Source organism: Gemmiger formicilis (assembly GCF_018784445.1).
Taxonomy (GTDB): Bacteria; Bacillota; Clostridia; order Oscillospirales; family Ruminococcaceae; genus Gemmiger.
Genome location: NZ_WQOH01000004.1, coordinates 483162 through 508475 on the forward strand (window position 1 = coordinate 483162; position 25314 = coordinate 508475).

The 25314-nt window shown below is 48.4% G+C and carries 34 protein-coding genes; 12 read left to right on the forward strand and 22 right to left on the reverse strand.

Translation table 11 applies throughout. The features are described 5' to 3' along the window. Positions 1 to 29: 29 nt before the first annotated feature. The 22 genes from GPK89_RS02415 to GPK89_RS02515 form a co-directional block, all read right to left on the reverse strand. Entirely contained in the window at positions 30 to 215 is a 186-nt protein-coding gene (locus tag GPK89_RS02415) for a hypothetical protein (protein ID WP_215691427.1), read from the reverse strand. A 55-nt stretch (positions 216 to 270) separates the two neighbouring features. Continuing rightward, positions 271 to 492 carry a YdbC family protein gene (locus GPK89_RS02420; protein ID WP_215691428.1) on the reverse strand — a complete coding sequence of 74 codons (222 nt, stop codon included), beginning with the start codon at positions 490 to 492 and terminating at the stop codon, positions 271 to 273. A gap of 67 nt (positions 493 to 559) precedes the next feature. Further along, positions 560 to 1810: a plasmid recombination protein gene (locus GPK89_RS02425; RefSeq protein WP_346344816.1), complete on the reverse strand. Its 1251-nt coding sequence runs from the start codon at positions 1808 to 1810 to the stop codon at positions 560 to 562. 146 nt (positions 1811 to 1956) lie between these two features. Beyond that, on the reverse strand, positions 1957 to 3000 hold the full coding sequence (locus GPK89_RS02430; RefSeq protein WP_346344817.1) for an AAA family ATPase: 1044 nt from the start codon (positions 2998 to 3000) through the stop codon (positions 1957 to 1959). Then, on the reverse strand, positions 2993 to 3172 hold the full coding sequence (locus GPK89_RS16205) for a hypothetical protein (protein ID WP_252261406.1): 180 nt from the start codon (positions 3170 to 3172) through the stop codon (positions 2993 to 2995). The genes GPK89_RS02430 and GPK89_RS16205 overlap by 8 nt, the downstream gene beginning before the upstream one ends. A 253-nt stretch (positions 3173 to 3425) precedes the next feature. After that, entirely contained in the window at positions 3426 to 4223 is a 798-nt protein-coding gene (locus tag GPK89_RS02435; RefSeq protein WP_243868611.1) for a YhfC family intramembrane metalloprotease, read from the reverse strand. 19 nt (positions 4224 to 4242) lie between these two features. After that, positions 4243 to 4545: a hypothetical protein gene (locus tag GPK89_RS02440; RefSeq protein WP_215691430.1), complete on the reverse strand. Its 303-nt coding sequence runs from the start codon at positions 4543 to 4545 to the stop codon at positions 4243 to 4245. Positions 4546 to 4554: 9 nt separating this feature from the next. Next, positions 4555 to 4761, reverse strand: a complete 207-nt coding sequence (locus tag GPK89_RS02445; RefSeq protein ID WP_147632823.1) for a helix-turn-helix transcriptional regulator — start codon at positions 4759 to 4761, stop codon at positions 4555 to 4557. Further along, positions 4758 to 5087 carry a DUF6442 family protein gene (locus tag GPK89_RS02450; RefSeq protein WP_147632822.1) on the reverse strand — a complete coding sequence of 110 codons (330 nt, stop codon included), beginning with the start codon at positions 5085 to 5087 and terminating at the stop codon, positions 4758 to 4760. Before GPK89_RS02450 ends, GPK89_RS02445 begins: the two co-directional genes overlap by 4 nt. A 214-nt stretch (positions 5088 to 5301) precedes the next feature. Then, positions 5302 to 5619 (reverse strand): hypothetical protein, encoded by a 318-nt coding sequence (locus tag GPK89_RS02455; protein WP_215691431.1) that lies wholly within the window; start codon positions 5617 to 5619, stop codon positions 5302 to 5304. 19 nt (positions 5620 to 5638) lie between these two features. Further along, positions 5639 to 5977, reverse strand: coding sequence for a TnpV protein (locus tag GPK89_RS02460; protein ID WP_215691432.1), 339 nt, complete (start codon positions 5975 to 5977; stop codon positions 5639 to 5641). 17 nt (positions 5978 to 5994) lie between these two features. Beyond that, positions 5995 to 6924, reverse strand: a complete 930-nt coding sequence (locus GPK89_RS02465; protein ID WP_215691433.1) for a DUF4368 domain-containing protein — start codon at positions 6922 to 6924, stop codon at positions 5995 to 5997. A 150-nt stretch (positions 6925 to 7074) separates the two neighbouring features. Further along, positions 7075 to 7893, reverse strand: coding sequence for a recombinase family protein (locus GPK89_RS02470; RefSeq protein WP_215691434.1), 819 nt, complete (start codon positions 7891 to 7893; stop codon positions 7075 to 7077). Positions 7894 to 7918: 25 nt separating this feature from the next. Then, the gene (locus tag GPK89_RS02475) at positions 7919 to 8314 is read right to left on the reverse strand and encodes a recombinase family protein (RefSeq protein ID WP_005934733.1); all 396 of its coding nucleotides are present in this window, start codon (positions 8312 to 8314) and stop codon (positions 7919 to 7921) included. Further along, positions 8311 to 9918 (reverse strand): recombinase family protein, encoded by a 1608-nt coding sequence (locus GPK89_RS02480; protein ID WP_076917480.1) that lies wholly within the window; start codon positions 9916 to 9918, stop codon positions 8311 to 8313. The genes GPK89_RS02475 and GPK89_RS02480 overlap by 4 nt, the downstream gene beginning before the upstream one ends. After that, positions 9919 to 11625: a recombinase family protein gene (locus GPK89_RS02485; protein WP_076917481.1), complete on the reverse strand. Its 1707-nt coding sequence runs from the start codon at positions 11623 to 11625 to the stop codon at positions 9919 to 9921. Positions 11626 to 11640: 15 nt separating this feature from the next. Continuing rightward, a complete protein-coding gene (locus GPK89_RS02490) occupies positions 11641 to 13275 on the reverse strand; it encodes a recombinase family protein (protein WP_154238085.1) in 1635 nt (544 codons plus the stop codon). 214 nt (positions 13276 to 13489) lie between these two features. Then, positions 13490 to 13732 (reverse strand): DUF6870 family protein, encoded by a 243-nt coding sequence (locus GPK89_RS02495; RefSeq protein WP_006573495.1) that lies wholly within the window; start codon positions 13730 to 13732, stop codon positions 13490 to 13492. Positions 13733 to 14243: 511 nt separating this feature from the next. Beyond that, positions 14244 to 14726: a hypothetical protein gene (locus GPK89_RS02500; protein WP_005934739.1), complete on the reverse strand. Its 483-nt coding sequence runs from the start codon at positions 14724 to 14726 to the stop codon at positions 14244 to 14246. A 208-nt stretch (positions 14727 to 14934) separates the two neighbouring features. Next, complete coding sequence (locus tag GPK89_RS02505) at positions 14935 to 15177, reverse strand: hypothetical protein (protein WP_005934741.1); 243 nt, start codon at positions 15175 to 15177, stop codon at positions 14935 to 14937. Next, a complete protein-coding gene (locus GPK89_RS02510) occupies positions 15177 to 15905 on the reverse strand; it encodes an ImmA/IrrE family metallo-endopeptidase (protein ID WP_008816141.1) in 729 nt (242 codons plus the stop codon). Before GPK89_RS02510 ends, GPK89_RS02505 begins: the two co-directional genes overlap by 1 nt. Then, positions 15902 to 16228 (reverse strand): hypothetical protein, encoded by a 327-nt coding sequence (locus tag GPK89_RS02515; RefSeq protein ID WP_033119693.1) that lies wholly within the window; start codon positions 16226 to 16228, stop codon positions 15902 to 15904. Before GPK89_RS02515 ends, GPK89_RS02510 begins: the two co-directional genes overlap by 4 nt. A 203-nt stretch (positions 16229 to 16431) precedes the next feature. Between GPK89_RS02515 and GPK89_RS02520 the strand changes: the two genes are divergently transcribed. The 12 genes from GPK89_RS02520 to GPK89_RS02575 all read left to right on the forward strand — a co-directional run bounded on the left by GPK89_RS02520 (position 16432) and on the right by GPK89_RS02575 (position 25239). Then, entirely contained in the window at positions 16432 to 16860 is a 429-nt protein-coding gene (locus GPK89_RS02520; protein WP_005934745.1) for a helix-turn-helix domain-containing protein, read from the forward strand. 140 nt (positions 16861 to 17000) lie between these two features. Continuing rightward, complete coding sequence (locus GPK89_RS02525) at positions 17001 to 17465, forward strand: ImmA/IrrE family metallo-endopeptidase (RefSeq protein ID WP_223385148.1); 465 nt, start codon at positions 17001 to 17003, stop codon at positions 17463 to 17465. Positions 17466 to 17489: 24 nt separating this feature from the next. Next, positions 17490 to 18314 carry a hypothetical protein gene (locus tag GPK89_RS02530; protein ID WP_033119694.1) on the forward strand — a complete coding sequence of 275 codons (825 nt, stop codon included), beginning with the start codon at positions 17490 to 17492 and terminating at the stop codon, positions 18312 to 18314. Between the two features lie 33 nt (positions 18315 to 18347). Next, entirely contained in the window at positions 18348 to 18656 is a 309-nt protein-coding gene (locus GPK89_RS02535) for a hypothetical protein (protein ID WP_006573501.1), read from the forward strand. 120 nt (positions 18657 to 18776) lie between these two features. Next, positions 18777 to 19508 (forward strand): hypothetical protein, encoded by a 732-nt coding sequence (locus tag GPK89_RS02540; protein ID WP_006573502.1) that lies wholly within the window; start codon positions 18777 to 18779, stop codon positions 19506 to 19508. After that, positions 19501 to 19980 carry a flavodoxin gene (locus tag GPK89_RS02545; RefSeq protein ID WP_006573503.1) on the forward strand — a complete coding sequence of 160 codons (480 nt, stop codon included), beginning with the start codon at positions 19501 to 19503 and terminating at the stop codon, positions 19978 to 19980. Before GPK89_RS02540 ends, GPK89_RS02545 begins: the two co-directional genes overlap by 8 nt. A 34-nt stretch (positions 19981 to 20014) precedes the next feature. Beyond that, positions 20015 to 20434: a nuclear transport factor 2 family protein gene (locus tag GPK89_RS02550; protein WP_006573504.1), complete on the forward strand. Its 420-nt coding sequence runs from the start codon at positions 20015 to 20017 to the stop codon at positions 20432 to 20434. A gap of 44 nt (positions 20435 to 20478) precedes the next feature. Further along, positions 20479 to 20688: a hypothetical protein gene (locus GPK89_RS02555; RefSeq protein ID WP_006573505.1), complete on the forward strand. Its 210-nt coding sequence runs from the start codon at positions 20479 to 20481 to the stop codon at positions 20686 to 20688. 19 nt (positions 20689 to 20707) lie between these two features. Further along, positions 20708 to 21751 (forward strand): O-acetyl-ADP-ribose deacetylase, encoded by a 1044-nt coding sequence (locus tag GPK89_RS02560; protein ID WP_076917484.1) that lies wholly within the window; start codon positions 20708 to 20710, stop codon positions 21749 to 21751. A 5-nt stretch (positions 21752 to 21756) separates the two neighbouring features. Then, entirely contained in the window at positions 21757 to 23289 is a 1533-nt protein-coding gene (locus GPK89_RS02565; RefSeq protein ID WP_148336295.1) for a sodium ion-translocating decarboxylase subunit beta, read from the forward strand. Positions 23290 to 23311: 22 nt separating this feature from the next. Next, the gene (locus tag GPK89_RS02570) at positions 23312 to 24820 is read left to right on the forward strand and encodes a DNA methylase (RefSeq protein WP_215691436.1); all 1509 of its coding nucleotides are present in this window, start codon (positions 23312 to 23314) and stop codon (positions 24818 to 24820) included. Then, positions 24817 to 25239 carry a hypothetical protein gene (locus tag GPK89_RS02575; RefSeq protein WP_113999254.1) on the forward strand — a complete coding sequence of 141 codons (423 nt, stop codon included), beginning with the start codon at positions 24817 to 24819 and terminating at the stop codon, positions 25237 to 25239. The genes GPK89_RS02570 and GPK89_RS02575 overlap by 4 nt, the downstream gene beginning before the upstream one ends. The last annotated feature ends 75 nt before the right edge of the window (positions 25240 to 25314 follow it).

Consider the following 25314-nt stretch of genomic DNA (forward strand, 5'->3'; position numbering starts at 1 on the left):
GCGTTTTTAACAACTTTTTTGATTGATATTTAGACTTTACTTCCAAGAGTAAAGTCTTGTGCTATAGTACCCGGTTTTGATGCCATCACGTCCTTAATAATCAACGCTTTTACAAGTTCTTCCTGCGTCTCACTCGCATTTTCTGACGGCATAGCATTAACGATAAACACCGTACTACCGATTTTTTCCACAAAACCAGCTTTCACTTTTTCCAAAGTGTTCGTTTCCTTTCAAGTATACTTGAAGTTCTATATTACCGACTAAAAAGCATTATTCATACACCGATTTAAGTACCTCGTAAAGCTTTCTGCCCTCGTCCTCGGTGAGCGTAACTCCCTTGCCGCACCGTTCGTGCCCCGGATACCAAATCCGAATATCCAGCTTTGCATCGTTGCCATTCCATGAAACAAAATTTGCTTCTTTCGTATAACCGCTGCCATTCTCGCCCAAGACAGCAAGGGGCTTTGTGATGGTGCTGGTAATATCGTTCATTTTCTGTACCTCCAAATTCAAGTGGGGAAGAAGTTATAAAGTCGGGATAGTAATGGAAGCGGGCATTTTAGCGCTCCAAATCTTGGTCATCTTGGCGGCGGGCAGATGCTCTATGCGGATTGCGTTTTGCTTCCTCGCGCTCTTTCTTCTGCTGCGCTTCTCTGTGCTCCAGCAGGTCAGCAATCTTCTCTGCGAAGCCCTTTGCAAACTGGGGAAAGTATTTGAGCGCCTGCAAAAACGGCTCACAGCGCCGCCGCAATGCGGCATACGCCGATTGTGTATCTCTCAATTCGTACTTGCAGTCGATGTACTGCTTTTTGTAGAGCGAAATATCCTCGTTCAGTTTGTGGATTTCTTGGCGGCTTGTGATGCCCTCCTTTGCTAACGCCGTCAACTGCTTGTAGTCCTCTTTCGACACGGTATATTTGCCTGTAATGGTTTTCTTGCCCATGTCGTCAATCTCGGATTCGGTTTTGCGCACATTCCATGCCGCTTCGTACTTGGTCTGCGCAGCTTCTACACGCTCTTGAATGTTGGCAAGCCGTTCCTTATCTTTTTCGATCTGATATTGCAGGGAAGCAAGGTTCTCGCGTGTGCTTCCCAACTCTCCGCGCTGGAAATTCGTGAAGCCATGCTCCTGCATATGAGCCACCAGTTCGTCCTGCAAGATACTGTACGAGGGGCGATACTTGGGTTTTCCGTTGCTCCGCAGGACAGGCTGACCCTGTTCATCTTTCAGCGGGATATTTGATGCCCATTTCTTGGAATGGCTCACTTGATGAATAGTTTCCCGAACCGTACCGCGCAGCGCCGGGTCCTTGCAGCGCTTGCTCCACAGAATATCCTTATCCACCACAGGAATCACTACGGCGTGGAGATGGTAGTGGTAGACATCTTTTCCCAAGTCGCTGGTCGCGGCCTTGTTGATTTCGTCTGCGTGCATAACAGCAGCCACTACATACTCTGATCCGAATTTCTTCTCCAAGAAGTGATAGGCTTCCTCATAGAATTTCTTTGCGTACTCATAACCGCCGTTGCGCTCAAAGTACATGGTGTTCACGTCAATGATGATTTCATCGAAAAGCGTAGCGTCTTTCCGCAGCCCCCTTGTCGATACCGTTCCAGCCGCTTCCATAGTGCGCAGCGTGTCCATATAAGAGGACGGCGGGGAGCGATAGTGTACATTCAGCGGTATGCGCTCCTGTACCACGTTGACGTTGGCATAGTCGGTGTTCAGCCGTTCATTGTGCCGTTCTGTTGCGCCGATGCTGGCAGCTGAACACTGCTTCACTCTGGCGCAGCTCATATCTTTTGCCACTGCAATTTCTCCTTTCCAAGCGGTAGGGCAAAGCCCCGTTACACAAGATTGGAACAATCTGTGTAACCCACTATGACACTTTCAGCTTCGCTGCAAAGATGTCGTGGGCAAGGGAGTTCCCCCTTGACCTCCTTTTTGCGCCGAAATCAAGTCTGCAGGTTTTCTCCCTGCCAGCCTTCTTTCGGCTTTTCAACCTCCGGCAAAGTCCAATACCATGCGAAACCGTCCTTCACGGAGTGAACCCCGGCTTTCTTCTTCGCCTTTTTGTAGGTTGACTTCTTGAAGCCTGCACCTTCAAGCTTTGCTTCGCAGTCGGAAGCCAACTGTCTGCCGCCATCAAGCAGCGAACGGATAAACGCCGTTGCCGCTTCCTCGCGGTCATTCGGTCTGCCCATTCGCGGGGCGGTGGCAGCGAATGCGTCCTCGGCGGTCATTTCCAATTCATCAAGAAAATTCACGCCCTTGTCTGCCACCTCAAAAAGAATAGCCGAACCCATTGGAGCAAGATTGGATTTTACTTGCACCAAATAGCGTTCGGCTGGATTTGCGCTGTTTGCGGTTCGTGTGATGGCGAGAATACTTCTCGCAGCGCCCGCAATGTCGATAGAACCGTTGGTACGGTAAAGGGGATTGGTATCTCTCATCTTGTTCATATGAGCGATAATCACAATCGCACAGCCTGTATCTTTCGCAACCGCTATCAGATGATTAAACTCGGCTCGTGTTTCGTTGGCATTGTTCATCGAACAACTTTCTCCGATATAGGCACTCATCGGGTCAAGAATTAAAAGTTCTGCGTGGTACATCTCAATCGCTTCACGAATACGGTTATCCCCAAAGGACAAAGATTTTTCATCTTCCTTGATGAAGATGAGGTTTTCTCCGTTCCCACCAGCCGAATTGAAGCGAGGGACTACCGTATCATCGGCGTCATCTTCCGTTGTCTGATAGATGATAGTCATAGGCTCGTTTTCTTCCGTTTCGGTAAAGGGCAGAGGTTCGCCCTTTGAGAGCAGGGCGGCAATGGAAAGCATTAGCTTGCTTTTTCCATCGCCGGGATCGCCCTGCAACAGCGTAACCTTGCCAACCGGAATATATGGATACCATAGCCATTTCACTTCTTTCGGCTCGATTTCACTCGCCTTGACAACTTCAAGAGGCACGCTGACAGTCATTTCATTTTCAATCATTTTTCTTTGTTCTCCTTTTCGATAAATATTTCGGGCAAAGCACCACAATACAGCGGAAACTCTGCTTACAGTCATTCCTGCATTTTCTGCAAAGTTCGTTGTAGGTAATGCGGTTTCGATCATTCAGAAACAACGACCACTCTTGTTTCCGCTGCTTGCTCATTCTCGGCATAGCAAGCAATCCTCCTTTCCTGCCGAAAATAGAAAAACCACAGAGAAGATACATTAAGCCTTATTTGTGTCATTTCTCGGGGCGAAAATCGGGGTAAATATCCCTTTCTAAGCCTTTCAAAATAGCACATAAGGTATTTGTACTAATCTGTGGTTATGTATTGAATTATGGGTTTTGGGTAACAAAAAACACCGTATTTCTACGGTGCGTTCTGTCAGATATATTCTGTTTTATGATAGCAGAAAACTGGAATTCACAGTTCTTCCATCCTTCCCATCTTCAGCGCCATAACAAGAGTTCCGGCTGCCATCACAAAGACACCAATTTCAATCACATAGATGGGAAGAAGCGCCGGACCTGCCACGGCAAAGAAGTCCACGATAAAATGAATCCCATAAGCAAGAACCGCTGTAAAAGCCGCTGTCCTGCATTTGCCTGCCTTTACCGCCCGGTAGATCAGCAGTGACAACCCGATATGCAGAATGATGGCACTGATTCTTTCGATTCCGCTTACAAAAAAGAGTGGTGCCGGTGTTGTCCATAGGGCCGACAGCTGTGACACGGTCTGGTTTGCAGACTCAGCAGGAAGTGCCGCCAGCGTATTCTGCATGGCTCCGCTGTTGATCATCAGCATGGACACAAGATTGCTGATTCCGGAGAGTCCTCCGAGCAGAATGGCCTCCACACCGCCATGCCCGATTCCATACATCAGTGCATTTGGAAAATCCAGCCATTTCTTCATCCAGAACTTCATGGCAATCAGTCTTCCGGTCTCTTCAAAAACCGCTGCAGCCAAAGCCGCGTACACATAGTAAAGCCATGGCCTGCTCTGTGCGTTCAGTCCGCAGAACTGAATGACAAGAACATGCAGCTGCTGCTCCAACAGCATTGCGAACAGCAGAAAGGTTCCTGCTCCGATAAAGAACGAGGAAATCCTTGCCTTAAGCTTCACCCTTCCTGCAATGAACAAAGCAATCGGTACCCCCATCGAGAGGACAACGGAGCAGATAACTCCCGCTATCGCCAGACCTGATATTGTGTTCAATTCCATCTTTATACCTCCCTGATTCTCAAAAAATTCCTTTATTGTATTTGAACTGTCCATACAATATAAAGCCTAATCCGATAATAATCGCTGGAAGAATGATATAATTTATAATTATTTCACTCCAAAACGAAACAATAAAACCTAATACAAGAGATATTCCTATAATCAGTGTTCCTGTTCCAACAACTTTTCCATACTTTGGTATATCTTCTTCTTTTACTCTTCGCCTATTGTAAGAATGAATTGTGCTGATATTGCCTTTGATATTTACAATTCCCACAACAGATATGAGCACTCCCAAAATCAACATTATAATATTTTCCATAATGACCTCCTAAAAATAGAATAGTTCCTCAAATTTTTTGTCCAATGCAATACAAAGAATTAGAGCCAATTTTGCAGTTGGATTAAACTGTCCTGTTTCAATAGAACTAATCGTGTTTCTTGATACACCCACCATTTCTGCAAGTTGAGCTTGAGAAAGATTTTCTTCTGTGCGAACTTCCTTTAAGTGATTTTTCAGTTGTAATTGTTCTTTCATATTCTCACCTCTAAAAGGTGGCTAACAAATCCAACAAATGCCAAAATGGAAATCACAAAAAACAGAACAGTCAAGACCAAATCGCTCTTTCGCTTCATTTTGATAAAACGAACTAACCATTGTGTTGCAATAATGCTGAAGTATATAACCCACGGACTGTAAATCATAGTATGAGCAAGCACAGAAGATAACAGCGAAAGCAAACAACACACTAAAGCACCAACTCTGCTTGCGTGACTTCCGGCTTGATATACCACTTCCATTTCAGCCAAGTCCTTATTGCGATGTTCTTTTCTGCTTGCATTTAAGATTTCGTCCTTTTTCATCAAAACGCCTCCATACCAAGTTTTCTTTGCATATTTTAATTATACACATACCAAGTTTTCTTGTCAATAGAGTTCATAAAAAAAGTTACAACCGATATAATAGGTAACTTTTCTACCACTTCGATTATACTCACGACTTAATGACTTCTTGAATACTTGCCGAAAAAGAAAAACCGCTGTGCAGCCGACAGCGGTTTATCGTCATATTCTGTTTTCAGAATAGCCAAGCAAATAACGCTGATGCAGCGACAATCAAGGCACTTCCTGCCAGTGATAGCAGCATCGGTGCTGCAAATGGGCATAACAGCAACGCCACAAGCGCCGAAGCTGCCGCCTGTGCATAGCTGCCATCCAGCAGCGCGAGGAAAGCCGCAAAGCCGCCCAGCCCGGCAAGAATCATACCAATGCTGCCGCAGATTCCATACAGAAGATTAAGTACAAATCCTGCCGCATACAGCAGCGCAATCATTGGCAACGCAAGTAGGCGTACAATCCACAGTACAACGATGTTGCTTCTTAAACGAGAAAACATAGATACCCCAACCATTCTTTCAGCAGTAGATTAGCTCATTCAGCACAATCTCGGCAGCCACATTCTGCACATTGTTCATCTGCTGCACCCAAAGCAACTGATTTTCGGCTTTCAGCGCTTCCGTTATGCCTTGCTGCTCGGCAAGTTGCTTTACCAGTTGGGAAAAGAATAAGTCCGCCTGCCTATCGACTTCATCAAGATGTTCATTTAGTCGATCAGAAGTTTGCAGCTCCTCATAAAGCCGTTTCCTGTTTCTGCGAATATACTGTAGGCGCCGTTGTCGCCATATACTGTTCCCGCTATGGCCTGTACATTGCCTATCATTTCTTTCTGCTTTCCAACCTGTAAACTGCTTCATTGCAATGACCTCCACATTTATTCTTTACTTTTGGCTTTCTTTTCAGACTGCTTACGATGGTAATATGCTAAATGGTTTCGATTGTAGTTAATGATTTTGCACTCTTTGGAACACAGGATTTCTTGACTATGAGACGGCCAGAAAGCTTTTCCGCAAATCTTACAGTTCCTTTGAGGGTATCTGCGTTCCTTTTTCTGGCTTCGCCGCTTCTCCGCCTCCGCCTTTCCGTGGGCTTCTAAGCAATCCGCTCCACAATATTTTTGCCTTGACCCGGTGGGATAAAATTCTTTGCCGCAGTATTCGCATACTCTTTTAGGAAATTTGTGCCCATCATTTGCAGCCCACCGCGCAGCCATTGCCCGCTTTTGGAATGCCTCATTACTTTTCTTGGCACGCTCTTTCCTCAAACGCTCTTTCTCTGCAAGTTCCTGCTCAGCCTTAATCTTTGCCTCCCTTATTTCTTCTTCTGTAGGAGCAAAATCGAATTGTCCAATGAAGTTATAGTAAATATCTACCTGTTGCTGCCTATCTTTCTTTCGACCAACAGTTTCATGAATGACAATTTTATCAATCAGCTCGCGAGCCATATCTGCGGTTAATGATGTCGGCTCTTTGTACTTCTTGATTATTTTGATAAAACGTTCAATATCGTTTACCGAAGCAGTTTTAGCTTGCAACAGTTCTGTAAGCTCAACAGTACGCTTATCTAACTCCGCCTGTTCATCAGAATACCGTTTCATAAGTGACCGATACTGCTTTTCCGGCAGCGTTCCTGTCATATAGTTCTCATACAATCCGCCAATCAGCCGATCAAGTTCTTCAAGTCTCCGTTTCGCTCTCGTAAGCTCTTCTTTTTGCTCTTGAGGTTTACTATTGACTTGCTCCTGCCAACTCTTACGAAGCTCCATTGCAAATGCTTTTTCGTCAGCAATAATGTGTTTTGCCATTCGTTGGATAGAATGTAGGACGAGCTCACAGAGCACGTCATCACTGATAATGTGTGCTGTGCAGGCTCGATGTTGCGTTGCTTGATAACCAGAATACGTGCTGCAACGGTAGAAATAGCAGTCACTATTAACGTTATGTCTGATGTTGTATCACATCACCCTGCCACAATCAGCGCAATACACAAGTCCTGGTAGTCGGCATGTTAATTGATATTTACCTCTATCAGGGGAATACTTATGACATTTCAATTCCTTTTGAACGCGTGTCCATACAGGCTCCTCGATAATTGGCTCATGCGTATCCTTAAAGATCAACTTTTCTTCATCGGTAGAAGATCTCCGTGCATCTGTCTTGAAATTTGTCCCAATCGTTTTCCTTAAGACCGTATGACCGAGATATTCTTGACGTTCAAGGATTTCTCTTACGGTAGTCGGATTCCATCTTGTGCACCCCCATTCAGATTTCCTGTTGCACTGTTCTGGGTGATATTGTAGTGTATATGCCGATGGTATAAGTACTTCTTCTTCCGTCAATTTCTTGGCAATTGTCGGAGGATTATAGCCATCTGCTGCAAGCGCAAAAATGTGTTTTACGACTTTTGATGCAACTGGATCAACAACCAAAGTCTGCTTATCTCCCGGCAGACGATTATACCCGTAGGGAATACTGCCTGAGCAACGTTTTCCATCGTTCATACGAGACAGAAAAATAGATTTAATCTTATTGCTGGTGTCTTTAGCATACCACTCATTCATGATGTTGAGGAACGGAGTGAAGTCATTATCCTGTGGCTTGTCACTATCCACGCTGTTATTGATTGCAATAAAGCGGACTTGCTTTTGCGGAAACATTATCTCCGTATAGAAGCCAACTTGCAAATAGTTTCTTCCGAAGCGGCTCATGTCTTCTTGTGTCAAGTAGGGACTAAAAAAATTTTGAGAATTTACAAGCCGTTCATAGGTGGACAACCACCCGTGAACGGCTTGCGTTTCTCTATGCTCTTTTGCCGTTCTTTGTGCGACGTTTCTTATACGCCGCTTCAAACGCCTCCATCATCGGAGTGACCGGAAGCTCGTTGTCAGGCTTGGACAGATACTCGAACCGGATGCCGTTCTCCCGGAACTTTCGCTCAAACCTCATGAAAGAGGAAGTGTCCCGGCTGATTCGCGAGGTGTCGCGGGTGAGGATCGTACCGATGTCCTGACGCTTTGCTTCATTCAGCAGGAAGTTCATGATACCTTCCGTATGGACGCCGGAGATGCCGTCTGCCGCCACAGCAGCAGCCACCTCATAGCCTTTGTCCTTCGCATAGCGTTCCAGCTCTTCCCGCTGGTCTGCTGCCGCAAGCTGATCCGCACAGGCAACGCGGATATAAAGAAATACTTTCATTTGGTTTCTCCTTCTGAGGTAGTGAGGAAGTCCTTGACCTTCCAGACGATTTCTATGTTGTCAAGATCGTAAATGTAGACCGCAGAAATGAATGCGTGGGTCAGCTCATAGGTCAGAGCTTTGCAGTCGGCGTACTGTTCGCAGACCGCATCCAGCTTTTCATCTGAACAGGCGGTCTCGGAGTCAAGCTCCTTCATCCGCTCGTGACTGCGCTGGATTGCTCCATCGTTTTCAGCAATCTTCACATCCGCTGCCGCCTTCTGCTGAATGTACGCCTCCTTCGTGATGCTTCCGGCTGCATACTTCTCGTAGAGCCTCAGTTTGGACGCCTTGTGCTGCTCGTTCTGCTTTTGCAGAGTGCGGATTTTATCAGCACATTCCTTGATGGCAGATTTCCGCAGATCACCGACTTCGCGGTTCTGTATTGCTTCCTTCTGTGCCAAAGCAAGAAACTGAGTAAGGGCATGGAAGACAACCTTCTCAATATCCATTTCCGGAAAGCTCCTGCCAACCGGACAGTCTGTGTTTCCGTTGTTGACCGAGTGAATGCACTGGAAGTATCGAATGCCAGCCTTGTTCTTTCGGCGTGTCATAGCACGTTTACAGTTACCGCAGCGGACGAGTCCCTTGAGCGGATAGTCATGCTGCTTGCGCGTGGGATTCCGTCCTCCGCCTCGAATGACCTTCTGAGCAAGCTCAAAGTCTTCCTTGCTGATAATAGCTTCATGCGTTCCTTCTACGATAATCGGCTCATTGACAACACGCTTTTTTGAGCCGACACCGCAGGACTTCATTTTGCGGCTGACCAGTGTTCCGGTGTAAACAAGGTTCTTGAGAATGTTATAGACCATCACGGTTTCCCAACTGATTTTCTCGCTCATGTTACTGAACTTCTTCTTGTCGGGATGCTTGCTCTTGAAGTATTGCCCCGGCGTCGGGATGCCTTCATCATTCAGGCTGCGGGCGATCTGAGAGGTGTTGCTGCCTTCCAGCGCCTCGCGGAAAATACGACGGATCACATCAGCCGCCTCCGGGTCTACGGCAAGTTTGTTCCGAATGGTGGGATGCAGGACGTAGCCGTATGGGGCGTAGCCACCGACATACTTGCCCTGCTTCATCATCTGGATTTTTGCCGATGTGGTCTTTACGGAAAGGTCTTTGCTGTATGCGGCGTAGATGATGCTGCGCATAACCACTTCCAGACCGCCCGTTGTGCCTTTGTAATCGTCGCTGTCATAGCCGTCGTTGATGGAAATAAAGCGGACGCCCATGAATGGAAAAGTGCATTCCAGATAGTTTCCCGTTTCAATGTAGTCACGAGAAAAGCGGGAAAAGTCTTTGACGCAGATCAGATCGATTTCGCCGCGCTTGACCTTCTCCATCATCTGCGTGAACTGAGGACGGTGAAAGTTCGTGCCGGTATAACCGTCATCCGCAAACTCAGACCGCTGACAGTGAGACAACTCCGGATGATTGTCGAGAAAGCGATTGATGAGCATACGCTGGTTGCCGATGCTGTCACTTTCCGCCTTGCTGCCATAGCCGGTATCTTCATCAGCCATTGAGAGGCGGATGTAGATGCCGATGTTGTATTCCTTGCTCATTTACATCGCCTCCTGTACTTCCTTGATACTCTGAACGGTCAGAGCGTAAATATCGCCGTATTTCATGACCAGCTCGATTGAGCCGTCCTCATGGACTTTCACAAGCTCTACGGACTCGTCAACTAACTCCTGAGAGAGTTTTGCTGCGCCGCTGGCAGATTTCATCAGCGTGAGCCACTTATTGTCCTCGGACATTGCCTCGGCAAACTTTACCTTCCGCTGAACCGCTTCATCCAACCGCCGTGAAAGATCGACATACTGCTCATCGTAGGCTTTCTTGGCAAAGGCGTATTCCTCTTCATCGAGAACGCCTTCCGTGAAGTCCTCATAGAGACGGGTACGCTTCTTGGAAATACCGCTGAGTTTCAGATTCAGGCTTGTAATGAGCGCATTCTGCTGATCTCGGATGCTGCGTTCACCTTCGCTGTTTCTCAGTTTGGCAAGCAGCTTGTCGTAATTGAGAGCCGCCTTGACTTGAAGCTGAATCGCCGCAAGCACATCGGCTTCGAGTTTGTCCTGCCGCGTATAGTGTGGCGTACAGAGATTGCCGCGCTTGACGGATGAACTGCACTCATAGAAGGCGTACCATGCGCCGTCCTTGCGCTTGTCAACGCGCTTGCGATGGAAGTAGAGCTTTTTGCCGCAGTCTGCGCAGACGATTTTGCCTTCAAAGAGATTGATCAGCGTAGCGCGGATTTCTTCCGTGCGCTCCATCTTCTCAACCCTTGTCCTTGCAGCAGCGTTCCGCATTTCTCGTACCTTCTGGAAGTCCTCACGGGAGATAATCGCCTCGTGAGTATTGGGAAAAACAATCCATTCCTCACGGTCAATGTGCTGATTCTTGACGCCCTTGTAGATGGCGTTCAGCGTCCGTCCGAGAACGGTATCTCCGACGTAATGGGGATTATCCAGAATGGTAGTCAGTGAAGACTTGTTCCAAATCTTCTTTGCCGTAGCATTGCCTGTGCGGACGCCGACCTGATACTTCTGAAACTCCGGATTGGGCGCGTTCATTGCATCAAGCCGGTCTGCAATCGCAGGAAGGGACAGTCCTTCAATTTTCCATTGGAAAATCTTCCGGACAATCGGTGCGGTTTCTTCATCGAAAACCATATTGCTGTGTTCTTCATCCCAGCGATAACCATACGGGAGATTGCGCTTCTTGAACTCTCCACTTTCCATCTGTGCTTTGAGCGCAGTAGAAACCTTGCGGGAGATGTCCTTCGAGTAAAGGGTGTTGATCATGTTTTGCAGAGGGATAATGAGGCTTTCGCCGGAGCCGTCCGTATCAAAGTTGTCGTAGTTCTCTTTGATGGCGATAAACCGAAGCCCGATCTGCGGAAAGACCCGTTCCAGATAGGTTCCAGCCTCGATGTAGTCACGCCCGAACCGGCTGAGATCACGAACTACAAGGCACTTGATCCTGCCGGTGCGGATGTCGTTCATCAGCCGGTTGAACTCCGGTCTATCAAAAACCGTTCCTGTTCGTCCGTTGTCCACATAGGTATCTATCAGATTCAGGTAGGGACGCTCTGCAATGTAGGACTTGCAAATCTCAATCTGATTTGCGATGACATCCACCTTTTCGGACTTGCCGCTGTTTTCAACGGAAAGACGGGCATAGATGGCTGTTGAGAAGACCTCGGAAGAAACAGATTCGATAACCGGCTCTTCGACTGCAATTTGCTTTCTGCTTTTTCTTGCCATTTGCTCATCCCTCCTTTATACGGCAATATCCAGTTCATCGGCATAGCCGAGAACGTATTCAATCGTCTGCTGGTATTCGTCCCTGTATTTGAAGACGATTTCGATTGCATGGTTTTCGTGAATCAGAATGCGGTCAACAAGGGACATCAGCACACGGCGGTTCAGTTCTTCGACGTTTTCATACTGCTTGAAAAGCGTTACCCAGTTCCGTTCGGTCGTGCCGGTTGTCACCGTCTGCTTCATTTCTTTTTTGACCCGCAGAAGTGCCTCCTGTTTGTCCTCAATGATTTTGGTGTAGCTGCTGCGGAACTCGAAGTATTCCGATTTATCAATGACGCCGCCGATGAAGTTCTCGTAAAGCCCCAGCTTGAGCTTTTGGTACCGTTCAATCTCTTCCTCGATTTTGGCGATCTGAGCTTCGTAATTGAAAGCCTTACGGCTCTGAGACGGAAGCCGTTCTATCATCGCAAGCGCGTGTTCCAGATTGATGACAAGCTCGATCTGGTCATGAATGGCACGGAAGACCTTCTCTTCAACCTCTTTTGCGGCGATGCTGTGCGGGCTGCACGTCCGGGTGTGCTTATTGGTGGAGCAGACGTAGTAGATATACTTTTTCGTCTTCGACGGGACGGTCTTGCGGATCATTGGCTGCTGACAGTCTCCGCAGAACAGGAAGCCGGAAAACAGATGCGCTTCGTCCTGATCGGGCGAACAGCGCATATCCCGCTGCATCATGACCTTGACTGCCATGAAGTCCTCGTAGGACACAAGAGCTTCATGCGCATTTTCTACCTTGACCCACTCGGATTCATCCTTGCTTTTCACAACGCGGACTTTGTAGTTGGGAGTGCCGCGCTTGCCTTGCGCCAGAACGCCGATATAAACCTCGTTGGTGAGAATACGCTGGACGGCTTTGTATGTCCATTTTGCGGTATCGCCGGTTTTGAAGACGGTATCGAACTTTACACCGGCGGAATGCTTGTATTCCATTGGGGACAGGACGCCCATCTGGTTCAGACGCTTTGCAATGCGCCCAATGGAGAAGCCGTCCTTGTACATGGAAAAGATCATCTGCACATATTCGCTGACCGCTTCATCCACGATGAGCTGGTTTTTGTTCTCCGGCGATTTCATGTAGCCGTAAGGGGCGAACGAACCGACGAACTCACCGCTCTTCTGCTTGACTTCCAGACTGCTTCGGATTTTCATGGAGATGTCCTTGCAGTAAGAATCGTTAATCAAGTTTTTGAACGGGATAACAAAGGAGTCGGATTGCGGATCACCGGTCAGACTGTCATACGCATCATTGATTGCGATGAAGCGTATGCCGAGCTGCGGGAATATCTTCTCAATGTAACGTCCGCCGTCGATGTAGTTTCTTGAGAAGCGGCTGAGATCCTTGACTACAATGCAGTCAAGCGCACCCTTGCGGATTGCCTCTTCCAGCTTTTTGAACTGAGGACGATTGAAGGAAACGCCGCTGTAACCGTCATCCACAAACGGCTCACAGACAAGCTCCAAATCCTCATGTCTTGCGATATAGTCCTCGCAGATGGCTCTCTGGCTGGCGATGGAGTTGCTTTCTACTTTGTCTCCATCCTCACGGGACAGACGGCAGTAGATCGCCGTGCGGTAAACCTTGTCTGGCATAAAAATAACCTCCGTTTTTCTGTTTGGTGTGGTACATCAAATCAGAAAGACGAAGGCTTGCTTCAACTCTTATGAAGAGGAACACGAAAACGCCACATGACCATCAAGGCAAGCGGCTTAATCCGTATTCTTCTTTTTTTGACCGATTAAATTATACCACAGGCTCAATCGCTTGTCCATAGAACCGGGCGAAAAGATTCAGACTGTTCATAAATCAAAGACCTCTCAGATAGTGTTCCAGACAATCTTCCATTGTCGTATCCGTCTCGGTGAAGCTGATCTTCACCACAGTTTTTCCGTCCAGATAACAATAGGGATTTCTGATCTGCTTAATGAACTCCCTCAGCCTGTCCTCTCGCGGTGCCGCAGGATCAAGCCGGATGCTGCTTCTCTGAACGAGTGTGCTTCGGTCAACCGTTTTCGGGCTGACATTTTTCATTGTTTCAATGCCCATCATATTCTAAGCACCTCCTGTTTCGTGAAAATATTCAGGACAAAAGGATATGGCAGAGCATCTTGTGAAGATACCCTGCCACATAGTTTTCATCCTGAAACTATATAGTAAGTTTCTTTTGGGTTTGTTTCATTGTCCGGCATATTTGCAGCACGCGCCCCTGCCAGAAGAACTTTGCAGTTCCGGGAATGCTGCGGACTACCAATGGTCAATCGGTATCATGGGACTCTCACCCCTCCGAGGATCGCTCCGAGCCGCCCATTCAAAGAAAAGACGGAAGTATCATTATACCCGGCATCTGCATCGTCGCAAGCAGCCGCACCACACGACTGTTATAGCTCTCCGGAGGTCGCTCACTCCCTTTCGGGAGGTCTTGGCGTCGGAAGCTGTGTTGCTTCGCAGAAGCGGAAAGATCCGCAGCACTGAACTATTCAGTTTTCAAGGAGCAGTGAAGTGGTCTGATTGACCCTTTCACTTTACAACGGACATCTTTTTGCCGTTTGTTGAGTACCGCTCAAAAAATTCTTTGAAATTTTTTCTGCACCGCTGCTTTGAGGTCAAATGCAGCTCTGATGCCGATGCCTTTCCTTCGGGCAAACTCTCGAAGAGTCAGTCCTTCACGGGTCATCGCAAGATACAATTCGCGCTGCTTCTCGGTCAGAATGGAAAGAAGCTCCTTCTCTTTGAGGGCGGTAATCAGTTCCTCCATGCAGTCGCGGGAGTCTGCCAGCCATGCAGCGGACTTCACATCGTCCTCCGGCATAGCGTCAAGGGACAGCACGGTATCAGAAATTTTCTCTGCGCCGTCCTCATCCTCAGAGGTGTTGTCAGAGCCATACGAGCGTCTGATCCGCTTTTCCTCTGCGCGAAGGATTCTCATAACCTTGCGGTCAACCTCGGAAACTTCGCCGGTTCGTTTCACGCGCACCATGCACTTGCCGTCCTCCGTAGTCCAGAGGTCGTAATCGAACGCGATAGGGGTCTTAGGGATTTTCATTGTTCATCCTTTCCGCTGCGCGGGAGCAGCGGGAAGGGTGAAGACAGAAAAAGAGCCGCATGACGGTGAGGTTTGAATCCCATGCCGATAAAACAGAGCAATTAAACTCTGTCTCATGCGGCATTAGGATGACTTCACCTATCAGGCGGCTCCACAGCTCAGCTATGACATATATTTTATTTTAGAACAGAGGCTTGTCCTCCGGTTTTTACTTGGTACGCGGTCGCAGTCTTCTCATATTCAGCACATCAAAGACTGTGATCCGCCCGCATTTCTTGCACTTGGATTCTACATGACCTCTCGTGTCCTCGTAGACAGCAATGGCATTATGCTGACAATAGGGACATTTCAGGTATCGGGGCTTTTGCTGGGAAATGGCAACTCTTGCCCTGCGGATTTTTTCGATCAGCTCCGGCGTCGGTTCCTGAACCCGAATGGATGCTCTCTTCATTACCACACCTCCAATGGGTCAACATACTCACTGAATGGACGATCTACCATGTAGCCGAGCTGACGAAGGCGGATAGACGCCGTTGTCTTGGAGACACCGAACAACCGGCAGAAAAGGCGCAGCGTTAAGTGATCACCATACGAATACCTCCCCTCGTAATTGATCAGCGGCGTTTCTGCAAACCGACGCATTGCCAGGTCAACCTCTTTTTGAGGAAGCAGGATCGCCGCGCCCAAGACATTTGCTTGCCACTCGTTCCAGTCCTCGCGGGTTTTCAGCTCTCGCGGCGTATAGGCTGTCCGTGCGGAATATTTCATTTCGCAGGAAGCCTTTACCTCTTCCGATTCCAGTTGGAAGAGAATCTGATGGGCGCACTCGTGGGCAAGGGTAAATCTGCGCTTGGCGCAGAGCCGCTGCACGTTGCCGGATCGAATGAAGCTCTCGTCCAAGATGACCTGATTACGCTTCAAAGCCAGTGTGCGCGTAATACCAAGTTCCGTGATCTTGTACTCAGTGTCGGCATAGGCAGTGACACCGCAGATGCTTCCATCCGGCGAGAGACGGGCGAATGATACGCGAAGACCGAGATAATTCTTTGCAAACTGATCAATGGGTGTTGGCAAAGCTGATCGGTCGGGCTTGTCCGCCTCATCCCCGAAAAAGAACCGATTGAAGTCCTTTGTTGTTGAGGCTGCAATTTCTTCAAGTTGGCGCTGGGATAAAATCATGAGCAGTTGTCCTCCTTTGCTTCGACAAACCACTTGTCTCCTTCGTGAAAAAGAAATGACTCCTTTCCGCGAATCTGAACTGTGTAACGGATGCCTCCGCCCCCAACCTTCTTGGATGTGGCGCGGCATTTGTAAAGAATCTGGTCGATTTGAAAGATTACACCGTTGTCCCACCAGATAAGGCGAGGGAGGATTGCCCCCTCCTTGTCCACATCCAGCGTAACCGAGACGTATGCTTTTCTGTACTGTGTAGCCATTTCTGTTTTTCTCACTCCTGTTCCCTCATACCGGTGTATGCCGGTACGGATGATCTTCGGCAGCATAAATGCCTGTCCATTTGAACTGCTCAAAAGATGTAACTTTTTCGTGTACAACTACTCATGCCCCTTGACAGGATGAGCAATTCAGGATATACTATGAGTAGTTGGATTGCTCAGTCATTATTATACGCACTTCAAGTGCCTTTGTCAATAGACTTGCGCAATTTGATGTCGCAAACTTTTTGTGAACAGGAGTGATTACCAAAATGACGTTTGGAGAGAAATTCAAGGCTGAACGGGAGAAGCGGAAGCTGACCCAGCAGGAAGTAGCCGATGCACTAGGGATCAACAGGCGTATGATTACCCGGTACGAGAACGGCATTTCCTTTCCCCGTACCAAGGACGCTTACAGAAAAATCGCGGAATACTTCAAGGTGGATGTGAACTATCTGCTGACCGAGGACGAAGAGTTTGTGGTTCAGGCATCCGAGCAGTACGGCTCCCGTGGCATGAAACAGGCAAAGGACCTGATTGAAGGGATGTCCGGTTTGTTTGCGGGCGGTACGCTGTCCGAGCAGGACAAGGATGCGGTGATGAAGGCGTTGCAGGATATATATTGGGAATCCAAAGCCCGGAATGTTGAGAAATACACGCCGAAGAAATACAAGAAGACCGGTACGGACGCAGAGGAATAACTGTCTACGTCTCGGTTTCTTGACGGATTTACTTTGACTGTTTTCAACATGAAAGGGGTGAAGGTCCCGTGATAATTCGCTCCGAGGAAATATACAAAAGGGCGAACAGCATTGTCAAAAGCTGTGGAACAAGAGATACCTTGAAGATTGCCCGTGAGCTGGGCATTCATCTCCATTTTCTTGACAATCTGAACGATCTGCTCGGAATGTACACCTACCGCCATAAAGAGCGGCATATTCTTCTGAACTCCAACATGGAGTATCTGATCATGCAAATGGTTTGCGGTCACGAGATCGGGCATGATACCTTTCACCGTGATCTTGCCAAAGGAAACGAACCGCTCCCGGAGTTCGTGCTGTTCGATATGCGCACAAAACACGAATATGAGGCGAATGCGTTTGCCTCACACCTGATCATTGACGATGATGAGCTGATTGACCTGATGAAGCAGGACTACGATGTGGTGCAGCTCTCGGCTGCAATGGGAACAAACATCAACCTGATGCTGATCAAGCTCAACGAACTGAACCGCATGGGCTGGCAGCTCAACTTGCCTTATGTACCGCACTCTGACTTCCTGAAAAATGTCAGACCGGAGGGCTGAATGAGGATGAAGGATAGCAATTAGATGAACAACAACGACTATAAAGAAGCCCTTTTCTATGCCGCTTCCATCTTTAACGAACGCTTGGGAACGGAGTTCGGAGTGGACAATCTTGTGCTGCGCTGCTTTCAGACGGAAAACCAGCAGGAAGTCTTTGAGCAGTTCTGCAAGCAGTATTTCCCGGATCGCCTGACAGATCAATATAAAGAGGACGGCTATTTTGACTTTCACGCTTCCGCTTTCGTTGGCAAAGAAGATGGCGTGGACGGGATCCTGCTGCGGACAGACATAGCGCGTCATCCGGCAGAGTTGAAGCACATTCTTCTGCATGAGCTGGCGCATATCTTCTGCACCCGCAACGAGCTTGGCGGAGACAACTTCTATGAACGATATTGCATGGACGATACCATCAGCCGCGAAGAGGACGGAACCATTAACGCCGGATATGCGGTCTGGCGGGAACTCGCGGCGGAGCTGATTGCATTTGAGCTGGATGACAACTGCGACGTAGTTCCGCTCCGACGCAAGAAAGACCTTCTCAGCTATTACGAAGGAGAACTCCTGACCGGCAACGGGAAAATGGGCGTCAGCATGATTCTCTGCGAGGCGATGACCAGTGCTGAGGGCGAGGCGTCTATGACATGGGACGCTGCCAAAAGCAAGTTTACGCGGTTCAAGCCCTTTGATGATCCACTGTACAAGGACTTGCTGGAACTGGTTTTTACACACGTTAGAGAATACTTTATCGTGATCGACCGCGACTTTATCTATGAAATTGGAGTTTTGTATCTAAGCATTGCCGCACAAGCGATGATTGCGTCCCTAAAGAACAGATTTCAGGAAGAATAGACAGAACGATAGAGAGAAAGGACGGGCAATGATATGAAATATAAGCTGTTTCGCTCCCCCGGTGATCTGGACAAGGCGGTCCGGAAGCACGAACTGGTTGCCGTGGAGACCGGCAAAAGCATTGATGATGTGGCAGATGCGCTTATCCGTGCCGTTCGGGATGATCTTGCGGAAATGCCGGAGTATGCGCACTGCGAGACTGCCGCCTATGTACCGGAACCGGTTAAGTCGTTTCGCAGGGTGAGGCGTTACCGGTATGAGATGATGGGTATTGTCTACCCGAAGTACGCCGAAGAGAACGTCCTGATTGACTACGGAATTATCGAGGAAGAAGAGGTATGAGCAATGAGTAATATCATTGAGACCCGCAGGAATCTAAAGAACGTATCCTAAAACATCTGCAATCACGTCTGCCTAACGCGACCAAAATGCAGCTTGAGAAAATCATAAAGGGGTAACGCAATGGACGATATTATCTTTGAGAAGGATTACCGGGAAACCGAGTCTGCCGAATACGATAAATGGTGCGATGAGGTGTTTGACCGCGCAGTTAATTGTGGTATGCTGAAAGCGTACTCCGAAGCAATGGACAAGATACCAAAGATCATTGTACCGGAGGACAAGAAGAACTACGAGTATCTTCTGGAACGCTGTGATGCGTTTGTCAAGCAACACCGCGGGTATATCAAGGGAATCGTGGACTATCATCGTTGGCACGCGGAAATCAATATGTTTCTTCCGTTTGCGGAGTTCGATGACTCAGAAGACCTTGCATTTTTGAAAGAAATTGCAGAAAAATCGCAAACCGTCTGCTTCTCCCCGGACGAAGAAGGTGGCATTCGCGTTCATATTTTTATCAACTACTTTGAAGAATTGATGTCAGCCGAACACAAGTCATACATCGAATACGATGCTATTATGCAGGACAAGAAACTATCTGAGTTACTTGGCATACCGGAGCTTTCTGACGAGGAAAAAGAACTCGCCCTGAAAATGAAGGGCATACTTGACCGCATTGATGAGGAAACAAGGATTGACCGTACCACGGCTTTTCGAGCCGTGCTTGATAAGATGACAAAAGAGCCGGAAGAAAACTGGTCGCTTCATTATATGGCAACATTGCTGGAAGCTCTGCTATACTTCATGCTGAATGAAGGAAATGAAAAGATTGATGAGGAAGAACACAATGAGTAATAAACTTGTAGCATATTTTTCTGCGTCCGGCGTGACTGCAAAGGTAGCCGAGACGCTGGCTGAGGCAATCGGCGCGGACATCTTTGAGATTGAGCCGAAGGTGCCTTACACGGAAGCTGATCTGAACTGGATGGAAAAGAACGCCCGCAGCACGATTGAAATGAACGATCCCGCTTCACGACCGGAAATTGCCGTGAAGCGGGACAACATGAAGGACTACGATACAATCTTTGTGGGCTTCCCAATCTGGTGGTACGTTGCGCCGACGATTATCAATACGTTCCTTGAGAGTTATGACCTGAGCGGCAAAACGATCATCCCGTTTGCAACCTCCGGAGGAAGCGGCATTGGCAAGACGAACGAACGCCTTGCGCCGAGCTGCAAAGGCGCAAAGCTGATGGACGGCAAAGTTTTCAAGGGCAACGTCGGGCATCAGGAGCTTGCGGCGTGGGTTGAAGGACTTGGACTTTAAGGGGCAGACAAATCGGAAGTTGTGGAGGTGCTTTATGAACGAGAGAGAAAAAATTATCCGATTATGGTTTGATATGTGGATTAAGAAAGCAGATTTAGGAATTGACAATATTTTTACAGATGATGTTGTATATACTGAGAGTTGGAGTCCTAAATATGAAAACCGCAAAACGGTAAAGCACTGGTTTGACGAATGGAATACACGCGGAAGTGTTCTTGTCTGGGAGATTAAGCAATTTTTTCATCAAGGCAATCAAACAATCGTGGAGTGGTATTTTAAAAACAAAATGAATAATGGAAATGTTGAAGAATTTGACGGAATATCTTTAATTGTATGGACACAGGATAACAAAATAAAATCATTAAAAGAGTTTGGTTGCAATCTTCATAATTACAATCCATATCGAGATAGTGATATTCCCGTATTTCGAGAAGAAAAAGCAAATTGGTTTTGAGAGGACTATAAATTCCAGTTTAACGAACAGGAGATGATGATCGCATGAAAATCCTACATGAACTTTCTTGGCTATGGGAAACGCTGGGCATTGCGCTTGTTGCTGCGGCTGTCTGCATGGCTTGCGCTGCGCTGATTGGCAAGGCAGCGAAGAAGAAGCTCGACAAAAAGGTGTTGGCGGTCGTAGGGGCAGCGGCATTTGTGGGCGCGATTCTGGCGGTCATTCTGATCGCCCGGACACCGATGCCGCTTTGATAGGACGGAGGATAGAATCATGCCGCTTCAAATCGTCAGAAATGACATCACGAAAATGAAGGTGGACGCCATCGTCAACGCTGCCAACGAGTCGCTGCTGGGTGGCGGCGGTGTGGACGGCTGCATTCATCGTGCTGCAGGACCGGAGCTGCTGACGGAATGTGAAACGCTCCACGGCTGCAAAACCGGGAGCGCAAAAATCACGAAGGGCTACAAGCTGCCCTGCAAATATATCATTCATGCTGTCGGTCCGCGCTGGTATGACGGACGGCATGGTGAGCGCGAACTACTGACATCCTGTTATCGGACATCGCTCATGCTGGCGAAGGAATACGGCTGCGAATCGGCTGCGTTCCCTCTGATTTCCTCCGGCATTTTCGGCTATCCGAAGGATCAGGCTCTCAAAGTGGCGATTGACACCATTAGCAGTTTCCTTCTCGAAAATGAAATGACGGTGTACATCGTCATTTTTGACCGCAAAGCCTATCAGATCAGCGGCAAGCTGTTTGCCGATATTGCAGCGTACATAGATGACCGCTATGTGGATGAGCATACTGATAATCGTTCCGAGCGTCTGCGCAGGATGAACGCCTTCCGGATGGAAGAACCCATGCCTTGCGAGGCATCCGTTTGTGAAGAGGCAATCGAACAGCTCATGCCTCCCGTCTCTGCGGCGGCTGCCCCCAAAAAGGCGGCAACCCTTGATGACGCGCTGGGACAGATCGACGAGAGTTTTTCCGAGATGCTTCTGCGAAAGATTGATGAGCGCGGCATGACGGACGCGCAGTGCTATAAGAAGGCGAATATTGACCGGAAGCTCTTCTCGAAGATCCGCTCGGACAAGTCTTATAAGCCTTCCAAGCCCACGGTCATTGCGTTTGCCATTGCCCTTGAGCTGCCGCTTGTTGAAATGAAGGATATGCTCATGAAGGCTGGCTTTGCGCTCTCCCACTCCAACAAGTTTGACATCATCGTGGAGTATTTCGTGGAGCATGGGAACTATAATGTCTTTGAGATCAACGAGGCTCTGTTTGCCTTCGACCAAAGTTTAATAGGAGCATAAGGTCTATGGATAAAGTGTTTCAGAAATTTTTGCGAAGTGGTATTGACCTTTCGCCCGTAGGGGTGGAGCGTCGTGAAGATAACAACCCATACTTTTGCACGCCAAAAGGTGCATCTATTTTTGGCTGGGCGGGTGTGGACGGCATCCACTTCTGCTTTGTTCGAGACTTTGGCGGTATGGTATTTTCCGTCAGTCCCATGAACTCGGCTCCGGATTTTGTTCATCCGCTGGCAAACGATTTTGAAGACTTTCTGAGGTTGCTCCTTGCTTGCAGTGATTCGGCAGCGCTGGAACAGGCGTGGATGTGGGATAAAGCCCAGTTTGAAGCCTTTTTGCAGGACAACCCTCCAACGCAGGATCAGCAAAGAACGCTATCAGAGCTTGCTGAGAAAATGAAATTGACGCCTATGGAACAGCCGTGGGTATACATCAAAAAGCTGCAAGCATCTTTTGATTATAGTAAGATCAAGTACACCGAGGACTATTATGATGTTGATATGAACCCAGAAGCAGAACCGACCATGCCTGAGTGGAAGGTCTACTTTGATGGAAACTTCTGGGGACATTCGGGAAAAGACCATGCCGGAACGGAAATCCGGTTGAATAAGCAATTTGACTGGGCGAGGCATCATTGGGTTATTCCTGCGGCGTATTCTTGCAGCAAGGGACTCGTCATGGACTTTTGTATGCGTACCCCGGAAGAAGACATTCGCAAGTTCATAACTAAATGGGATTTACACCCCGAAAACGACTCCTGCGAATACTTCACGCAGGAGCAGCAAATGCAGATAGATTTAGACAATCCACTTTGCCTTAACTTTATTCCTCGTTTGGAATTGAACGGGAAAACAATGCTGACCTCCCACGGCTGTTCCGTGGTCTTTAATCCATGTTTGCCAGACGGGGTGATCAATGAAGCGGAAGCAAAGTGGGCATTGGAACACTATGATTTGGATACATCCTATGGATGGATGATTTTTCGGGCAGCTTTTCCGTGGACAAGCAAACGCCGTCCTGAAATAAAAGCCCTCTCCCTTACAATGGAGCAGCAGTCGTGTCGTGTCCCGGGACCACATTTCAAGGCACACGCTCCCGGTGATTCGTTTTCTTTCCTCCATCCGGTCAGTGGAAAAAAATACACATTGACTGTACAGGAATTAGAGCAGCAGACAATTTCCGAAAAGCGTTACGGTTCTGACCGCTGGTTTTATCCTACGCATTTTACTGCTATGAGCTATACACTTTCTCCTGAACCTGACAGCGATGTTACGATCTGTGATTGCGCTGAGGGGGACAAGCCTTTGGAAATTGCGCCATGCTCTGACCGCTATGCACCAGAGGCACGAAACGATATTGCTTGTATCGGCATTATCGGCGGAGCGGACGGTCCAATCGCAATCGTGTGTGGAGACAGCTCAAAAGAAAAACTTCATGCAGTTTGTTCCTCTCTACACTTTGAGCCGGTGGAGGGTGATATTGAATGGCGTATCGTATTCAACATTAAAAGCTCCAATGAAATGTCATTAGGGCTGATCTAAGAAGAAAGCGGAGGCAAAGAAGGTGAAACAACACACTTACATCGCAATCGACCTGAAATCCTTCTACGCCTCCGTGGAGTGCCGGGAGCGCGGCTTAGATCCTCTGGACACTAACCTTGTTGTTGCGGATGAAAGCCGTACCGATAAGACCATCTGCCTTGCCGTCACGCCCTCCCTCAAGAGCTACGGTATCTCCGGACGCGGGCGGCTATTTGAAGTCAAACAGCGCGTGAAGGAAGCGAATGCCGGACGGCAGCACGACGCGCCGGGACACAGATTGGACGGCACATCACACTTCTACTCTGAGCTGCAAGCAAACCCGTATCTGGCGATTGACTTCATCATCGCGCCGCCTCGGATGGCGTACTACATGGAGTATAGCACCCGCATCTATCAGGTTTATCTCAAATATATTGCCCCGGAGGACATCGTGGTCTACTCCATCGACGAGGTGTTCATGGACGTGACGGACTACCTGAATACCTACAAGCTCTCGGCACATGATCTCGCCATGAAGATTATCCTCGACGTGCTTGAGACAACCGGCATCACGGCAACCGCTGGGATCGGGACGAACCTCTTTCTCTGCAAAGTGGCAATGGACATTGTAGCGAAGCACATCCCAGCCGACAAGAACGGCGTCCGAATAGCCGAACTGGATGAAATGAAGTTCCGGCGTGAGCTTTGGGCGCACCAGCCTCTCACGGATTTCTGGCGCGTGGGTCGAGGTATTGCGAAGAAACTTGAGCAGAATGGGATGTTCACAATGGGCGATGTTGCCCTTTGCTCGGAGCGGAATGAGGACTTGCTTTATAAGCTGTTCGGCAAGAACGCGGAATTGCTCATCGACCATGCGTGGGGCTGGGAGCCTACGACCATTGAGACAATCAAGGCATACCGTCCCAGCTCCAACAGCATCAGCTCCGGTCAGGTATTGCACTGTCCCTACGAGCCGCAGAAGGCGAAGCTGGTTGTCCGGGAAATGACGGACTTGCTTGTGCTGGACTTGGTGGACAAGGGACTTGTCACCGACCAGATGGTTCTCACCGTCGGCTATGACATTGAGAACCTTACCGATCCGGCACGACGGGCAAAGTATCACGGTGCAGTGGAGAAAGACCCCTACGGGCGGGAGATTCCCAAACAGGCGCACGGCTCTATCAACCTCGACGGTCACACATCATCTACCCGCAAAATAATGTGCGCTGTGTCAGAACTCTTCGACCGGATCGTGGACAAGAATCTGCTTGTCCGCCGTATGTATGTTGTAGCAAATCATGTCCTGCCGGAAGCGGACGCGCCGAAGAAAAATGACGGTGCTGTCCAGCTCGATCTCTTTACCGACTATGCCGCCGAAGAGAAAAAACAGAAAGCTGAGAATGCCGTCTTGGAGCGTGAGCGGAAAATACAAGCCGCCACGCTTGCAATCAAAAAGAAGTATGGAAAGAACGCCATCCTCAAGGCAATGAATCTTGAAGAAGGTGCAACCGCGAAAGACCGCAATGCGCAGATTGGAGGGCATAAGGCGTGAACAGAAAATACAACGAGATCATGGGGCTTCCTCACCACGTCTCCAAAACGCGATCACAAATGCCGATGTCAGATCGTGCAGCGCAGTTTGCGCCCTTTGCCGCCCTCACCGGCTATGATTCTGCAATCAAGGAAACCGGACGTCTGACCGACGAAAGGATTGAGCTTGATGAGGGAGCCTTGACCGCTTTGAACATGAGGTATCAGCTTCTCATGGATGCCCTTGATGAAGAGCCGGAGGTTGAAATAACCTACTTCAAACCTGATGAGCGCAAAGCTGGCGGTGAGTATGTAACTGCAACCGGCGCAGTCATAAAGGTTGATGACTTTGAGCGCCTGATTACCATGCAGGACGGCACGAAGATTCCGATGGATGACATCCTAAGCATTGACGGAGAGCTGTTCTTGTCCTTAGAATAATGTCGCTTGCCATGCGACCAAATGAAGTGAATACCGAAGTACAATATGACTGTAAGGTGAGACACCAAGCAGTCA

Bases quoted from the DNA above. Each gene is read 5' to 3' on its own strand.
- GPK89_RS02540 (WP_006573502.1), top strand. From the start codon at position 18,777: ATGGACGATATTATCTTTGAGAAGGATTACCGGGAAACCGAGTCTGCC.
- GPK89_RS02530 (WP_033119694.1), top strand. From the start codon at position 17,490: ATGAACAACAACGACTATAAAGAAGCCCTTTTCTATGCCGCTTCCATC.
- GPK89_RS02545 (WP_006573503.1), top strand. From the start codon at position 19,501: ATGAGTAATAAACTTGTAGCATATTTTTCTGCGTCCGGCGTGACTGCA.
- GPK89_RS02565 (WP_148336295.1), top strand. From the start codon at position 21,757: ATGGATAAAGTGTTTCAGAAATTTTTGCGAAGTGGTATTGACCTTTCG.
- GPK89_RS02510 (WP_008816141.1), bottom strand. From the start codon at position 15,905: ATGATTTTATCCCAGCGCCAACTTGAAGAAATTGCAGCCTCAACAACA.
- GPK89_RS02450 (WP_147632822.1), bottom strand. From the start codon at position 5,087: ATGAAAAAGGACGAAATCTTAAATGCAAGCAGAAAAGAACATCGCAAT.
- GPK89_RS02520 (WP_005934745.1), top strand. From the start codon at position 16,432: ATGACGTTTGGAGAGAAATTCAAGGCTGAACGGGAGAAGCGGAAGCTG.
- GPK89_RS02535 (WP_006573501.1), top strand. From the start codon at position 18,348: ATGAAATATAAGCTGTTTCGCTCCCCCGGTGATCTGGACAAGGCGGTC.
- GPK89_RS02460 (WP_215691432.1), bottom strand. From the start codon at position 5,977: ATGAAGCAGTTTACAGGTTGGAAAGCAGAAAGAAATGATAGGCAATGT.
- GPK89_RS02555 (WP_006573505.1), top strand. From the start codon at position 20,479: ATGAAAATCCTACATGAACTTTCTTGGCTATGGGAAACGCTGGGCATT.
- GPK89_RS02430 (WP_346344817.1), bottom strand. From the start codon at position 3,000: ATGATTGAAAATGAAATGACTGTCAGCGTGCCTCTTGAAGTTGTCAAG.
- GPK89_RS02455 (WP_215691431.1), bottom strand. From the start codon at position 5,619: ATGTTTTCTCGTTTAAGAAGCAACATCGTTGTACTGTGGATTGTACGC.
- GPK89_RS02550 (WP_006573504.1), top strand. From the start codon at position 20,015: ATGAACGAGAGAGAAAAAATTATCCGATTATGGTTTGATATGTGGATT.
- GPK89_RS02480 (WP_076917480.1), bottom strand. From the start codon at position 9,918: ATGAGCAAGGAATACAACATCGGCATCTACATCCGCCTCTCAATGGCT.
- GPK89_RS02440 (WP_215691430.1), bottom strand. From the start codon at position 4,545: ATGGAAAATATTATAATGTTGATTTTGGGAGTGCTCATATCTGTTGTG.
- GPK89_RS02500 (WP_005934739.1), bottom strand. From the start codon at position 14,726: ATGAAAATCCCTAAGACCCCTATCGCGTTCGATTACGACCTCTGGACT.
- GPK89_RS02435 (WP_243868611.1), bottom strand. From the start codon at position 4,223: ATGGAATTGAACACAATATCAGGTCTGGCGATAGCGGGAGTTATCTGC.
- GPK89_RS02560 (WP_076917484.1), top strand. From the start codon at position 20,708: ATGCCGCTTCAAATCGTCAGAAATGACATCACGAAAATGAAGGTGGAC.
- GPK89_RS02495 (WP_006573495.1), bottom strand. From the start codon at position 13,732: ATGATGGGCATTGAAACAATGAAAAATGTCAGCCCGAAAACGGTTGAC.
- GPK89_RS02445 (WP_147632823.1), bottom strand. From the start codon at position 4,761: ATGAAAGAACAATTACAACTGAAAAATCACTTAAAGGAAGTTCGCACA.
- GPK89_RS02515 (WP_033119693.1), bottom strand. From the start codon at position 16,228: ATGCTGCCGAAGATCATCCGTACCGGCATACACCGGTATGAGGGAACA.
- GPK89_RS02505 (WP_005934741.1), bottom strand. From the start codon at position 15,177: ATGAAGAGAGCATCCATTCGGGTTCAGGAACCGACGCCGGAGCTGATC.
- GPK89_RS02420 (WP_215691428.1), bottom strand. From the start codon at position 492: ATGAACGATATTACCAGCACCATCACAAAGCCCCTTGCTGTCTTGGGC.
- GPK89_RS02465 (WP_215691433.1), bottom strand. From the start codon at position 6,924: ATGGCAAAACACATTATTGCTGACGAAAAAGCATTTGCAATGGAGCTT.
- GPK89_RS02485 (WP_076917481.1), bottom strand. From the start codon at position 11,625: ATGGCAAGAAAAAGCAGAAAGCAAATTGCAGTCGAAGAGCCGGTTATC.
- GPK89_RS02475 (WP_005934733.1), bottom strand. From the start codon at position 8,314: ATGAAAGTATTTCTTTATATCCGCGTTGCCTGTGCGGATCAGCTTGCG.
- GPK89_RS02490 (WP_154238085.1), bottom strand. From the start codon at position 13,275: ATGCCAGACAAGGTTTACCGCACGGCGATCTACTGCCGTCTGTCCCGT.
- GPK89_RS16205 (WP_252261406.1), bottom strand. From the start codon at position 3,172: ATGCCGAGAATGAGCAAGCAGCGGAAACAAGAGTGGTCGTTGTTTCTG.